Origin of the sequence: Pseudomonas sp. 02C 26, from assembly GCF_002843585.1 — a bacterium.
Lineage (GTDB): Bacteria > Pseudomonadota > Gammaproteobacteria > Pseudomonadales > Pseudomonadaceae > Aquipseudomonas > Aquipseudomonas shirazensis.
The window spans coordinates 3,841,403-3,854,469 of the sequence record NZ_CP025262.1 but is presented as its reverse complement, the minus strand read 5'-3'; the positions used below and the strand labels follow the sequence as shown (position 1 = coordinate 3,854,469).

The 13,067-nt window shown below is 62.5% G+C and carries 12 protein-coding genes; 8 read left to right on the top strand and 4 right to left on the bottom strand.

What is annotated here, in order from left to right; translation table 11 throughout:
- Positions 1 to 45: 45 nt before the first annotated feature.
- Positions 46 to 1,005, top strand: a complete 960-nt coding sequence (locus CXQ80_RS17565) for a DMT family transporter (protein WP_101321668.1) — start codon at positions 46 to 48, stop codon at positions 1,003 to 1,005.
- 148 nt (positions 1,006 to 1,153) lie between these two features.
- Here CXQ80_RS17565 and CXQ80_RS17560 read toward each other — a convergent pair whose 3' ends face one another.
- A complete protein-coding gene (locus CXQ80_RS17560; protein ID WP_101321667.1) occupies positions 1,154 to 2,548 on the bottom strand; it encodes a class II fumarate hydratase in 1,395 nt (464 codons plus the stop codon).
- Positions 2,549 to 2,702: 154 nt separating this feature from the next.
- On the opposite strand from CXQ80_RS17560, the gene CXQ80_RS17555 reads away from it, so the two are divergent.
- The 7 genes from CXQ80_RS17555 to CXQ80_RS17525 all read left to right on the top strand — a co-directional run bounded on the left by CXQ80_RS17555 (position 2,703) and on the right by CXQ80_RS17525 (position 10,532).
- Positions 2,703 to 3,224 carry a DUF2059 domain-containing protein gene (locus CXQ80_RS17555; RefSeq protein ID WP_101321666.1) on the top strand — a complete coding sequence of 174 codons (522 nt, stop codon included), beginning with the start codon at positions 2,703 to 2,705 and terminating at the stop codon, positions 3,222 to 3,224.
- Between the two features lie 10 nt (positions 3,225 to 3,234).
- The gene (locus CXQ80_RS17550) at positions 3,235 to 3,531 is read left to right on the top strand and encodes a BolA family transcriptional regulator (RefSeq protein WP_101321665.1); all 297 of its coding nucleotides are present in this window, start codon (positions 3,235 to 3,237) and stop codon (positions 3,529 to 3,531) included.
- 180 nt (positions 3,532 to 3,711) lie between these two features.
- On the top strand, positions 3,712 to 4,644 hold the full coding sequence (locus CXQ80_RS17545) for a rhodanese-related sulfurtransferase (protein WP_101321664.1): 933 nt from the start codon (positions 3,712 to 3,714) through the stop codon (positions 4,642 to 4,644).
- A gap of 3 nt (positions 4,645 to 4,647) precedes the next feature.
- A complete protein-coding gene (locus CXQ80_RS17540; protein ID WP_101321663.1) occupies positions 4,648 to 5,280 on the top strand; it encodes a DsbA family protein in 633 nt (210 codons plus the stop codon).
- Positions 5,273 to 7,105, top strand: a complete 1,833-nt coding sequence (locus CXQ80_RS17535) for an ABC transporter ATP-binding protein (RefSeq protein WP_101321662.1) — start codon at positions 5,273 to 5,275, stop codon at positions 7,103 to 7,105. The genes CXQ80_RS17540 and CXQ80_RS17535 overlap by 8 nt, the downstream gene beginning before the upstream one ends.
- A gap of 145 nt (positions 7,106 to 7,250) precedes the next feature.
- Positions 7,251 to 9,707, top strand: a complete 2,457-nt coding sequence (locus tag CXQ80_RS17530; RefSeq protein ID WP_101321661.1) for an EAL domain-containing protein — start codon at positions 7,251 to 7,253, stop codon at positions 9,705 to 9,707.
- Positions 9,708 to 9,746: 39 nt separating this feature from the next.
- On the top strand, positions 9,747 to 10,532 hold the full coding sequence (locus tag CXQ80_RS17525; protein WP_101321660.1) for a TenA family transcriptional regulator: 786 nt from the start codon (positions 9,747 to 9,749) through the stop codon (positions 10,530 to 10,532).
- Positions 10,533 to 10,849: 317 nt separating this feature from the next.
- On the opposite strand, the gene CXQ80_RS17520 is transcribed toward CXQ80_RS17525, so the two are convergent.
- From CXQ80_RS17520 to ubiG, 3 genes are read right to left on the bottom strand one after another with little or no spacing between them, the layout of a single operon-like run.
- Positions 10,850 to 11,590: a YciK family oxidoreductase gene (locus CXQ80_RS17520; protein WP_101321659.1), complete on the bottom strand. Its 741-nt coding sequence runs from the start codon at positions 11,588 to 11,590 to the stop codon at positions 10,850 to 10,852.
- Positions 11,591 to 11,641: 51 nt separating this feature from the next.
- Entirely contained in the window at positions 11,642 to 12,313 is a 672-nt protein-coding gene (gene mupP, locus CXQ80_RS17515; RefSeq protein WP_101321658.1) for an N-acetylmuramic acid 6-phosphate phosphatase MupP, read from the bottom strand.
- 2 nt (positions 12,314 to 12,315) lie between these two features.
- Positions 12,316 to 13,014 (bottom strand): bifunctional 2-polyprenyl-6-hydroxyphenol methylase/3-demethylubiquinol 3-O-methyltransferase UbiG, encoded by a 699-nt coding sequence (gene ubiG, locus CXQ80_RS17510; RefSeq protein ID WP_101321657.1) that lies wholly within the window; start codon positions 13,012 to 13,014, stop codon positions 12,316 to 12,318.
- Between the last annotated feature and the right edge of the window lie 53 nt (positions 13,015 to 13,067).

The window sequence follows — 13,067 nt, the reverse complement described above, 5'->3', positions numbered from 1 at the left end:
CTTAGACTGCAATCACCCCCACCACGGGCTTTGATCGAGGACGTTATGCACACCACTTCCGGACGCTGGGTCCATGGCCTGCTATTGGCACTGTTGACCGCGCTGCTCTGGGGCATCCTGCCGATCAAGTTGAAGCAGGTCCTGCAGGTGATGGATCCGGTCACGGTGACCTGGTATCGCCTGCTGGTATCCGGTGGCCTGTTGTTCATCTGGCTGTCGGCCAAGCGCCGCCTGCCGCCATTTGCCGGCCTGGGCCGCAAGCGTACCGGCCTGGTGGCGCTGGCCATCTTCGGCCTGCTCGGCAATTACGTGCTGTACCTGGTCGGGCTCAAGCTGCTCAGCCCCGGCACTGCCCAGTTGGTGGTGCAGATCGGCCCGGTGCTGTTGTTGGTGGCCAGCGTATTCGTATTCAGGGAGCGCTTCAGTTGGGGCCAGGGCATGGGTCTGGTCGTGCTGCTGATGGGCTTTGGGCTGTTTTTCAATCAGCGCCTGGCCGAGCTGCTGGGGTCGTTGGGCACCTACACCACGGGTGTCTTGACCATTTTGCTGGCGACCAGCATCTGGGTGTTTTATGCGCTTAGCCAAAAACAGCTGCTCACCGTATGGAATTCGCAGCAGGTGATGATGGTGATCTACCTGGGGTGCGCGGCGCTGCTGACGCCCTGGGTGCATCCGCTCGAGGCGCTGCAGTTGAGCCCCTTGCAAGGCTGGCTGCTGTTGGCCTGCTGTTTGAATACCTTGGTGGCTTACGGCGCGTTCGCCGAGGCGCTGGCGCACTGGGAGGCGTCGCGGGTCAGTGCGACATTGGCGTTGACGCCCTTGGTGACGTTTGTCGCTGTAGCGCTGGCTGCGTGGCTGTGGCCGGAGTATGTGCATGCCGAACAGATCAATGCGCTGGGTTATATCGGCGCGGTGACGGTAGTGCTGGGTTCGGCGCTGGTGGCGTTGGGGCCGTCGCTGCTGGCCAGTTGGCGAGCGCGGCGTGCGCGGTTGCAGGTTGGTTGAGGATTGTTGGCCGCTAATAATGATGCGGGCGCTGCGCCCCCCTTCGCGGGTAAACCCGCTCCCACAGAGGACTGGGCTTGACCTGCTGGCCAGTGTCCTGTGGGAGCGGGTCTACCCGCGAAGGGCTGCATTGCAGCCCCCGACTCACTCAGCCCTTGGCGCCAGGCGCCAACATGTTCTCCGGGCGCACCCACTGATCGAATTGCTCATTGGTCAAGTACTGCAACGCCAGGGCAGCTTCGCGCAAGGTCGTTCCTTCGCTGTAAGCCTTCTTGGCAATCTCTGCCGCCTTGTCATAACCAATATGCGGGTTCAGCGCAGTCACCAGCATCAAACCACGCTCAAGGTGCTCGGCCATCTGCTCGGCATCCGGCTCGATGCCGGCCACGCAGTGCTGCTGGAAGTTGCTGCAGCCGTCGGCGAGCAGGTTGATCGACTGCAGCAGATTGTGAATGATCACCGGCTTGTACACGTTCAGCTGCAGATGCCCCTGGCTGGCGGCAAAGCCGATGGTGACGTCGTTGCCCAGCACCTGGCAGGCGAGCATCGACAACGCCTCGCACTGAGTTGGGTTGACCTTGCCGGGCATGATTGAGCTGCCTGGTTCGTTGGCCGGCAGGCGCACCTCGGCCAGCCCTGCACGTGGGCCGGAGCCTAACAGGCGCAAGTCGTTGGCGATTTTCATCAGGGCTACGGCGAGTGATTTCAGCGCGCCGGCCAGGTTGACCAGCGGCTCATGCCCGGCCAGGGCGGCAAACTTGTTCGGCGCAGTGACGAAGGGCAGCCCGGACAATGCCGCCAGCTCGGCGGCGACCGCTTCGGCAAAGCCATGCGGTGCGTTCAGGCCGGTGCCCACAGCCGTGCCGCCCTGGGCCAGTTCATACACTGCCGGCAGCGCTGCGCGAATCGCTCGCTGGGCGTAGTCGAGCTGGGCGACGAACGCCGAGATCTCCTGGCCGAAAGTGATCGGCGTGGCGTCCATCATGTGCGTGCGGCCAGTCTTGACCAGTTTGTGATGGCGCGCAGACAGCTCGGCCAGCCCCGACGACAGCTCGGCAATCGCTGGCAGCAGCTTGTCGTGCACTGCCTGCGCCGCGGCAATGTTCATCGCGGTAGGGAAGCAATCGTTCGAGCTCTGCGAGCGGTTGACGTGATCATTCGGGTGTACCGGCGACTTGCCGCCGCGGCCCTGGCCGGCCAGCTCGTTGGCGCGGCCGGCGATCACTTCATTGACGTTCATGTTGCTTTGGGTGCCGCTGCCGGTCTGCCACACGACCAACGGGAACTGCTCGTCCAGCTGGCCATCGAGCACTTCGTCGGCGGCCTGTTCGATCAGCCGGGCGATATCCGCCGGCAGGTCGCCGTTGCGGTCGTTGACCCGTGCGGCGGCCTTCTTGATCAGCGCCAAGGCGTGCGAAACGGCCAGCGGCATGCGCTCCTGGCCGATGGCGAAGTTGATCAGCGAGCGCTGGGTTTGCGCGCCCCAGTAGGCGTCCTGAGGAACTTCGACCGGGCCCAGGCTGTCTGTTTCGATACGGCTCATGCGGCGTTCACTCCATAATCGTCTGAATCCGCAGTTTAGGCCCCGATTCGACCGAGCGGTTCAATCGCTCATCGTGCTACTTGAGTAGAGCGCCCGGCGCGGCGCAGAATGCTCGTCTCTGAGGTACTCGCCTCCCTTTCCTGAAGGATTTGCAATGACCCGTCTCCGTGTCCTTTGTGCCGCCGTCGCCCTGGCCTGCGCCAGCGGTTCGGTTCTTGCCGCAACCCCTGCGCACAACCAAGCCGCCGAGAAGTTCCTGACCCTGGCCAATGCCGACAAGCTGGGCACTCCGGTGTACATGCAGGTGCAGCAGATGTTTGCCCAGCGCTTCGAGCAGACCAAGGCGCCAGCCTCCAAGAAAGCCGTGCTCGACAGCTACCAGGCCAAGGCCAACGCTGCTCTGGACAACGCCATTGGCTGGAAAAAGCTCAAGCCGCAGATGGTCAACCTGTACACCGCGACCTTCACCGAAGGCGAGCTGCAGGACCTGGTCAAGTTCTACGAGTCGCCATTGGGCAAGAAAGTCCTGCGCGAAATGCCCAAGGTCACTCAGCAGTCGGCCCAGCTGACCCAGCAGAGCCTGGAGCCAGCGGTACCGGTGGTCAACAAGCTGCTTGAAGACATGACCAAAGAGCTCGACCCGAACGCTGGCAAAGCCGCTCCTGCGAAGAAGTGAGCCAACGCTGATGAACATGCAGCAACGCATCGAACAGCAACTGGCGGCATTGGCCAACGTGCACCTTGAGGTGCTCGACGAAAGCCACATGCACAGCCGTGGGCTGGAGACGCACTACAAGGCGGTGCTGGTCAGCGAGCAGTTCGCTGGCCTCAACAGCGTCAAGCGCCACCAGCGGGTGTACGCGACCATGGCCGATCTGATGGGGCAGATTCATGCTCTGGCCATTCACACCTACACCCCTGAGGAGTGGGCCAAGGTTGGCGCAGCACCGGCATCGCCGGTGTGTGCTGGCGGCGGTCACTGAAACCTCCCAGGCATTCTGGTAAACTGCGCAACATCCCCGTGGGAGCGGTGGTGCGTTGACCCGAGCTGTTTTCAGCCTGGGTCAGCGCATCGCCGCTCCCATGTGTGTTTCAACGCCACCCGCTCAAACTGTCATTCCGGTCCGCCCCTTACGAGGGTGACCACCTGGAGAACTCGTTACATGTCACAAGCTATCGTCGTCGCGGCGCTGTACAAATTCGTCACCCTGGAAGACTACCTCGAACTGCGCGAGCCGCTGCTCAAGGCCATGCTCGACAACGGCGTCAAAGGCACTCTGCTGCTGGCGCTGGAAGGCATCAACGGTACCGTCTCGGGCACCCGCGAAGGGATCGACGGCCTGCTCCAGTGGTTGCGCAGCGACCCGCGCATGGTCGACATCGATCATAAAGAGTCGTACTGCGACGAGCAGCCGTTCTACCGCACCAAGGTCAAGCTGAAAAAAGAGATCGTGACCCTTGGCGTGCCTGGCGTGGACCCAAACCACAAGGTGGGCACCTACGTTGAGCCCAAGGACTGGAACGCCCTGATCAGCGACCCTGAAGTGCTGTTGATCGACACCCGCAACGACTACGAAGTGGCGATCGGCACCTTCAAGGGTGCGGTCGACCCCAAGACCGAGACCTTCCGCGAGTTTCCCGAGTACATCAAGGCCAACTTCGACCCGAGCAAGCACAAGAAGGTGGCAATGTTCTGCACCGGCGGCATCCGCTGTGAAAAAGCCTCCAGCTATATGCTCGGTGAAGGCTTCGAGGAGGTCTATCATCTCAAGGGAGGCGTGCTGAAGTACTTCGAAGAAGTGCCTCAGGAAGAGAGCCTTTGGGATGGTGACTGCTTCGTCTTCGACAACCGCGTCACGGTGCGTCACGACTTGACCGAGGGCGAGTACGACCAGTGCCATGCCTGCCGCCACCCGATCAACGCCGAAGAGCGTGCGTCCGAGCATTATTCGCCAGGCGTCAGTTGCCCGCATTGCTGGGACAGCCTGAGCGAGAAGACTCGCCGCAGCGCCATCGACCGGCAGAAACAGATCGAACTGGCCAAGGCGCGCAACCAGCCACACCCGATTGGTTTCAACTACAAAGCCGAGGCCTGAGGCATGTCTGCACGCCTGCTGTATGTGATGGACCCGATGTGCTCCTGGTGCTGGGGTTTCGCCCCGGTGGCCGCGGCGCTCATCGCCCAGGCAGCCGATGCCGGCGTGCCGACGCGGCTGGTGGTGGGCGGCCTGCGCTCGGCCAGCAGCGCCCTGGATGTCTCTACTCGGCGCTACATCCTCGAGCATTGGCAGGCGGTCGCCGAAGCCACCGGTCAGCCGTTTCGATTCGACGACGCGCTGCCCGATGGTTTTGTCTATGACACCGAGCCGGCCTGCCGTGCGCTGGTTGCTGCGCGCGAACTCGACGCCGCACGCGCCTGGTCGTTGCTGGCGCTGATTCAGGCGGGTTTCTATGAGCAAGGCCTGGACGTAACCCGCCCGCCGCAACTGGTCGACCTGGCCGAGCAGGCCGGCTTTGACCGCGCGCAATTCGCTGAAGCGCTGATTCGCAGCGAAACCCGCAGTGCTACCGCCGCTGATTTCAGCTGGGTGCAAGACCTGGGTATTGCCGGTTTCCCGACCCTGCTGGCCGAACGTAACGGTCAACTGGCCTTGCTGACCAACGGCTATCAGCCGCTGACCAGCTTGCAGCCTTTGCTCGGCCGCTGGCTGCAGCAGGCCGCGTGTGCTTGACCTGCCGGGGTCGCCCGACCCTGTTCCGGGGAAGCCTCATGGCGCCCCTGATCGGCTGAGTTGGGCAGAAATCCGCCGGCTGGCACTGCATCACCGCAAGGCCTTGTGGGGCGCCAACCTGGTGGCGATGCTGGCGGTGCTGTGCAGCGTGCCGATTCCGTTGCTGCTGCCACTGCTGGTCGATGAGGTGCTGCTGGGCCACGGCGACGCTGCACTCAAGTGGATGAATCATCTGCTGCCTAGCCACTGGCAGCAGGCAACCGGCTATATCGGCTTGATGCTCGCGGTGACCTTCTGCCTGCGGGTTTGCGCGCTGGCCTTCAACGTGGTTCAGGCCAAGCTGTTTGCCGGCCTGGCCAAAGACATCGTCTACCGCCTGAGGATTCGCCTGATCGAGCGCCTCAAGCGTATCTCGCTCAAGGAATACGAAAGCCTGGGCAGCGGCACCGTGGCCACTCACCTGGTCACTGACCTCGACACCCTGGACAAGTTTGTCGGCGAAACCCTCAGTCGCTTCCTGGTGGCGATGCTGACCCTGACCGGCACTGCGGCAATCCTGCTGTGGATGCACTGGCAGTTGGCGTTGTTGATTTTGCTGTTCAACCCGCTGGTGATCTACTTCACCGTGCAGCTGGGCAAGCGCGTCAAACACCTGAAGAAACTCGAGAACGACAGCACTGGCCGCTTTACCCAGGCGCTGACCGAGACGCTGGATGCCATTCAGGAAATCCGCGCCGGCAACCGTCAAGGTTATTTCCTCGGTCGGCTTGGCCTGCGCGCCCGTGAAGTGCGTGACTACGCCGTGGCCTCGCAGTGGAAAAGCGATGCCAGCGGGCGCGCCAGCGGCTTGTTGTTCCAGTTCGGCATCGACATCTTCCGCGCTGCGGCGATGCTCACCGTGTTGTTCTCCGACCTGTCGATCGGGCAGATGCTCGCTGTGTTCAGCTACCTGTGGTTCATGATCGGCCCGGTCGAGCAGCTGCTCAACCTGCAATACGCCTACTACGCCGCCGGTGGCGCGCTGAGCCGCCTCAACGAGCTGCTGGCGCGCGAGGACGAGCCGCAGTACGCCGCTGCCAGCGATCCGTTTGCCGGGCGCGATACGGTTGGCATCGAGGTGCGCGACTTGCGTTTCTCCTACGCTGACGAGCCGGTGCTGGAGCACCTCGATCTGTCGATTGCGCCAGGCGAAAAGGTCGCGATTGTCGGCGCCAGCGGTGGCGGCAAGAGCACCCTCGTTCAGTTGCTGCTGGGTCTTTACACCGCTCAGGCCGGGACCATCCGTTTCGGCGGCGCCAGCCTGCAGGAGATTGGCCTGGAGACCCTGCGCGAAAACGTTGCGGTGGTGCTGCAGCATCCGGCCTTGTTCAACGACAGCGTGCGCGCCAACCTGACCATGGGCCGCGAATGCAGTGACGAAGCCTGTTGGCAGGCGCTGCGCATCGCCCAGCTCGACAGCACCATCAGTGCCTTGCCGCAGGGCCTTGATAGCGTCGTTGGCCGCTCTGGTGTGCGCCTGTCCGGCGGCCAGCGTCAGCGCCTGGCGATTGCCCGGATGGTCCTCGCCGAGCCTAAGGTGGTGATCCTCGACGAAGCCACCTCGGCCCTCGATGCCGCCACTGAATACAACCTGCATCAGGCCCTGGCGCGGTTTCTCAGTGGCCGTACCACGCTGATCATCGCCCACCGGCTTTCGGCGGTGAAGCAGGCCGACCGGGTCCTGGTATTTGACGGCGGGCATGTCGCCGAAGACGGTGATCATCAGCAATTGATTGCTGACGGTGGGCTTTACGCCAAGTTGTACGGCCATCTGCAGCAAAGCTGAGCAGTGGCTGGCGCCGGCGGCGCTGCATGAGCAGGAAAATCCCGCTCTTTTTGCAATGCGATCGTGTAGCTAGTAGCGGTTTCTCGCCTACGCTGTGCTTGTCTGGTTTGATTAGTGCTTTATCTGCCGCCGTGACAGGGACTCCATGAAGGGAACTCATATTCATCAAGCGCCTAGGCTGTTGGGTATCATCTGGCCGTTTGTCGCCGTGGTGATCCTGCAGGTCTTGCTGGCCGGCCTGAGCCTGTACACGCTTTCGGCCGTGCGCGCTTATGTCGCCGGCGAGAGCCTCTGGTCGAAGGCGCAGAAAGACGCCATCTATTACCTCAATTTGTACGCCGAGCGGCCTGAGCCGCGCTTTCTGCAGCGTTTTCACCAAGCCATCGCCGTGCCCCAGGGTGATCACGAACTGCGCATCGCGCTGGACCAGCCCACACCCGACTACGCTGCAGCTCGCACCGGCATCCTGCAGGGCGGCAACCACCCTGAAGACGTCAGTCGGATCATCTGGTTCTACAGCTACTTTCGTAACATCAGCTTCATGCAGAAGGCCATCGCCTATTGGGATATCGGCGACGACTACCTGCGCCAGCTGGACCTGCTCGCGACTGAAATCCACAGCAGCTTCAGCAGCGGCCAGCCGACCCCGGAGCAGGTCAATGAGTGGAAGGCGCGCATCGCCACCATCAACGAAGGCGTGACGCCGGCCGCCAAGGCCTTCAGCGACGCCCTAGGCGAAGGGTCACGGGTGCTGCTCAAGGTGTTGCTGATCAGTAACCTGCTGACGGCGATCTTCCTCATTACCATGGCCTGGCGCCGTTCGAGCAAGTTGCTGTCCCAGCGCCAGGCGTTTGCCAGTGCACTGCAGGCCGAAAAGGACCGTGCGCAGATCACCCTCGCCTCGATTGGCGATGCGGTGATCACCACCGACGTCGACGGCAATATCCTCTACATGAACGCCGCCGCCGAGCAGCTGACCCACTGGCAAGCTGCATCAGCTCAGGGGCTGCCGTTGTCGGCGCTGTTCAGCCTGCTCGACGAGCACAGCGACGAAGATGCGCGCACCTTGATCGAGCAGGTGCTGGCCGGCAGCCTGCGCGGCGGCGCCGAGCATGCACGGTTGATCCAGCGCCTGGATGGCAGCACGGTCTCGGTCAACCTGGTGGGCTCACCGATCCTCAGCGATGGCCAGGCCACTGGCATCGTCCTGGTGCTGCATGACATGACCCAGGAGCGGCAGTACATCGCCAACCTGTCGTGGCAGGCCACCCATGACGCCCTGACCGGACTGGCCAACCGCCGCGAGTTTGAGTACCGCCTTGAACAGGCGCTCAACGGCCTGGCGCGTCAGCCTGGCCGGCATGCGTTGATGTTTCTCGATCTGGACCAGTTCAAGCTGGTCAACGACACCTGCGGCCACGCCGCGGGTGACGAGCTGCTGCGCCATATCTGTGCGGTGCTGCAGTCCGGCCTGCGCGAGGGCGATACCCTGGCGCGGCTGGGGGGAGACGAATTTGGGGTACTGCTCGAGAACTGTCCGCAGGAGCAGGCCGAGCGCATCGCCGAGCAACTGCGCCAGGCGGTGCAGAGCCTGCATTTTGTCTGGAAGGGGCGGCCGTTCATAACCACTGTGAGCATTGGCCTGGTGAGCATGGCGCAAGCGCCCGGCACCCTTGAGGCCTCCTTGCGCGCTGCCGACATGGCCTGCTACATGGCCAAGGAGAAGGGCCGCAATCGGGTCCAGGTGTACCACGCTGACGACAGCGAGCTGTCCATGCGCTTTGGCGAAATGGCCTGGATTCAGCGTCTGCATGTGGCGCTCGAGGAAAACCGCTTCTGCTTGTACGCCCAGGAGATTGCCGCCCTCAGTGATCAGGGAGGGCCGGGGCATATCGAGATCCTGCTGCGCCTGCACGATGAAAGCGGGCGGACCATTCTGCCCGACAGCTTCATCCCCGCGGCCGAGCGCTACGGCTTGATGACCGCGCTGGATCGCTGGGTAGTGCGCAACGTATTCCAGGTTATCCGCCAGTGCCTGAACGAGGGGCGCCCGGGGCCGTTGGCGCTGGTTGCGATCAACCTGTCTGGTTCGAGCATCGGCGACGATAAATTTCTCGATTATTTGCAACGTCTGTTCAGCGAGTTTGAAATCCCGCCACGGATGATTTGCTTCGAAATTACCGAAACCAGCGCCATTGCCAACCTGGGCAGTGCCATTCGCTTCATCAATGAATTGAAAGGGCTGGGCTGCAAATTCTCGCTGGATGACTTCTGCGCCGGAATGTCGTCATTCGCTTATTTGAAGCATTTGCCGGTGGACTACCTGAAGATCGACGGAAGTTTTGTAAAAGACATGCTGGATGATCCGATTAATCGCGCTATGGTTGAGGTGATCAACCACATCGGCCACGTCATGGGCAAACGCACCATTGCCGAATTTGTTGAAACGCCGTTGATCGAGCAGGCCCTGCAGGAAATCGGCGTGGACTACGCCCAGGGCTACCTGATCGAGCGGCCGCAGGTGTTTACCTGCGATAGCCTGCAACGCCAACGAATTGCAGCACGGCCTTTGCTGCAGCGCGCGCCAGGGACGTTTCGCTGAGAGTGGACGGCTACATCACAGGGAATCAAGGAGCTGACAGTGAGTGACGCATTCGTTCGGATTGGGCCGCTGATGGATCCCGCCAGCTACCCGCTGTGGGCGCAACAAATGATCGAAGACTGCCGCGAGAGCAAGCGTCGGGTAGTCGAGCACGAGTTCTACCAGCGCCTGCGCGATGGTCAACTGCGTCAAGCGACCATTCGCCAGTACCTGATTGGTGGCTGGCCAGTGGTTGAGCAGTTTTCCCTGTACATGGCGCACAATCTGACCAAGACCCGCTTTGCCCGCCACCCTGGTGAGGACATGGCCCGGCGCTGGCTGATGCGCAATATCCGCGTCGAACTCAACCATGCTGATTACTGGGTGCACTGGTGCCATGCCCACGGCGTGACCTTGGGCGATCTGCAGGCGCAGGACGTGCCAGCCGAACTTAATGGCTTGAATGACTGGTGCTGGCGGGTGTGCTCGACCGAGTCGCTGGCGATTGCCATGGCGGCCACCAACTATGCGATTGAAGGCGCTACCGGCGAATGGTCGGCGGTGGTCTGTGCGGATGGTGCGTATGCCGAGGGCTTCCCGGAAGAGACCCGCAAGCGCGCCATGAAGTGGCTGAAGATGCATGCCCAGTATGACGATGCGCACCCTTGGGAGGCGCTGGAGATCATCTGCACACTGGTGGGGGAGAGCCCGACGCCGTTGCTGCGCGCCGAGTTGCGCAAGGCGGTATGCAAGAGCTACGACTGCATGTACCTGTTCCTCGAGCGCTGCATGCAGCTGGAGCAGCGTCAGGCTGGGCGTACGCGGCTGGGCTTGGCAGCCGGTTGATCACGGTACAGGACCGCCATTACCTACGTGCGCTGTCCCCTGTAGGAGCGGCCTTGTGTCGCGAAAGGGGCGCGCAGCGGCCCCAGGATTTGTGCAGCACCACAAAATGCTGGGGCCGCTGCGCGCCCCTTTCGCGACACAAGGCCGCTCCTACAAGGGGCCGCTGCGCGCCCCTTTCGCGACACAAGGCCGCTCCTACAAGGGGCCGCTGCGCGCCCCTTTCGCGACACAAGGCCGCTCCTACAAGGGGCCGCTGCGCGCCCCTTTCGCGACACAAGGCCGCTCCTACAAGGGGCCGCGTTACGACTGGGCTACCTTTACTGGGCGTTGAACGCTTGCCCATTCACCGCCTTGCTGTCCGGCCCCATCAAATACACGTAAACCGGCATGATTTCTTCAGGCAACGGATTGTCCTGCGGATTCTCGCTCGGATACGCCGCCGCACGCATGGCAGTGCGGGTCGCGCCCGGGTTGATGCTGTTGGAACGCACCGGTGCCACGCCTTCCAGCTCGTCGGCCAGGGTCTGCATCAAGCCCTCGGTGGCAAACTTCGACACCCCATAGGCACCCCAGTAAGCCCGGCCCTTGCGCCCGACACTACTGGAGGTGAACACCACCGACGCATCCTCGGACAACTTCAGCAGCGGCAACAGGGTGCTGGTAAGCATGAACGTGGCATTCACGTTGATGTGCATCACGCGCATGAAATTGTCGCCCGAGAGTTGCTCCACCGGCGTGCGCGGGCCAATGATCGAAGCGTTGTTGAGCAGCCCGTCAAGCCGACCGAAGTCGTTCTCGATCATTACTGCCAGCTCGTCATACTGGTGCGCCAAGGCAGTTTCCAGGTTGAACGGGATCACCACCGGTTGCGGGTGGCCAGCGGCTTCGATCTCGTCATAGACCTCATTGAGGTTGGCTTCGGTCTTGCCCAGCAGCAACACGGTCGCGCCCAGCGCGGCGTAGGCCTTAGCCGCCGCAGCGCCAATGCCGCGGCCGGCGCCAGTCACCATGATCACTCGGCCAGCGAGCAGGCCGGGGCGGGCGGTGTAATCGAACATAGGTCTATCCTTTGCAAGCCAGGGCGCGGCGGGCGCGCCCTCAGCGATTGATCAGCAGCCGCACAGCGCGCTGTCGAGCACCTTGCGCAGCTCCAACGGGTGGTCCACCACCACGTCTGCACCCCAGTTGTTGGGGTTGTCCTGCGGATGAATATAGCCATAGCGCACTGCTGCGGTACGGGTCCCGGCGTCGCGCCCAGACTCGATATCACGCAGGTCGTCACCGACGAACAGCACGCTGGCCGGGTCCAGATCCAGGGTCTTGCAGGCCAGAATCAGTGGCTCGGGGTCAGGCTTGCTGTTCTTGACATGATCCGGGCAGATCAACAACGCAGAGCGCTCGGCCAGGCCCAGGCGCTGCATGATCGGCTCGGCGAAGCGCACTGGCTTGTTGGTCACCACGCCCCAGATCAGGCCGCCTTTTTCGATATCGTCGAGCAGCTCGGGCATGCCCTCGAACAGCTTGCTGTGCACTGCACAGTCACGCTGGTAGCGCTCGAGAAACTCCAGGCGCAATGCCTCGAAGCCTTCGTCTTCAGGGTTCATGGCAAAGGTCGCGGCAACCATCGCCCGCGCGCCGCCGGAGATCTCGTCGCGGATCAGCTTGTCGGCGATCGGCGCCATGCCGCGCTCGGCGAGCATCGCCTGGCAGATGGCGATGAAGTCAGGCGCGGTGTCCAGCAGCGTGCCGTCCATGTCGAAAAGTACTGCTCGCAAACGCATGCTCACACCTCGCGCAGGGTCTGGATCATGTAGTTGACGTCGACGTCGCTGCTCAGCTTGTAGTGCTTGGTCAGCGGGTTGTAGGTCAGGCCGATGATGTCTTTGACTTCAAGCCCGGCAACCCGGCTCCAGGCGCCCAGCTCGGACGGGCGGATGAATTTCTTGAAGTCATGAGTGCCGCGCGGCAGCATCTTGAGGATGTACTCGGCGCCGATGATCGCCAGCAGGTAGGCCTTGGGGTTGCGGTTGATGGTCGAGAAGAACACCTGGCCACCCGGCTTGACCATGCGGTAGCAGGCGCGGATCACCGACGATGGGTCAGGCACGTGCTCAAGCATCTCAAGACAGGTGACCACGTCGAACTGCTCGGGCATTTCTTCAGCCAGGGCCTCAGCGGTGATCTGCCGGTACTCGACCTCGACGCCCGACTCGAGCTGGTGCAAGCGGGCTACCGCCAGCGGCGCTTCGCCCATATCGATGCCGGTCACGGTGGCACCGCGTTGCGCCATCGCTTCGCTGAGGATGCCACCGCCGCAGCCGACATCGAGGACTTTCTTGCCGGCCAGACTGACGCGCTCGTCAATCCAGTTGACCCGCAGCGGGTTGATGTCATGCAGGGGCTTGAACTCGCTTTCGCGGTCCCACCAACGGTGGGCGAGGGCCTCGAACTTGGCGATTTCGGCGTGGTCGACGTTGCTCATTGAACAGATCCTCTGAAACTTGAATAAAAGGTGTCACTAAGCGCCAGCCGCAG

What these genes read in the sequence shown, in the direction of transcription:
- CXQ80_RS17520 (WP_101321659.1), bottom strand. Translation starts at nt 11,590, where the DNA reads ATGTTCGATTACACCGCCCGCCCCGGCCTGCTCGCTGGCCGAGTGATC.
- CXQ80_RS17540 (WP_101321663.1), top strand. Translation starts at nt 4,648, where the DNA reads ATGTCTGCACGCCTGCTGTATGTGATGGACCCGATGTGCTCCTGGTGC.
- CXQ80_RS17565 (WP_101321668.1), top strand. Translation starts at nt 46, where the DNA reads ATGCACACCACTTCCGGACGCTGGGTCCATGGCCTGCTATTGGCACTG.
- CXQ80_RS17555 (WP_101321666.1), top strand. Translation starts at nt 2,703, where the DNA reads ATGACCCGTCTCCGTGTCCTTTGTGCCGCCGTCGCCCTGGCCTGCGCC.
- CXQ80_RS17560 (WP_101321667.1), bottom strand. Translation starts at nt 2,548, where the DNA reads ATGAGCCGTATCGAAACAGACAGCCTGGGCCCGGTCGAAGTTCCTCAG.
- CXQ80_RS17545 (WP_101321664.1), top strand. Translation starts at nt 3,712, where the DNA reads ATGTCACAAGCTATCGTCGTCGCGGCGCTGTACAAATTCGTCACCCTG.
- CXQ80_RS17550 (WP_101321665.1), top strand. Translation starts at nt 3,235, where the DNA reads ATGAACATGCAGCAACGCATCGAACAGCAACTGGCGGCATTGGCCAAC.
- mupP (WP_101321658.1), bottom strand. Translation starts at nt 12,313, where the DNA reads ATGCGTTTGCGAGCAGTACTTTTCGACATGGACGGCACGCTGCTGGAC.
- ubiG (WP_101321657.1), bottom strand. Translation starts at nt 13,014, where the DNA reads ATGAGCAACGTCGACCACGCCGAAATCGCCAAGTTCGAGGCCCTCGCC.
- CXQ80_RS17530 (WP_101321661.1), top strand. Translation starts at nt 7,251, where the DNA reads ATGAAGGGAACTCATATTCATCAAGCGCCTAGGCTGTTGGGTATCATC.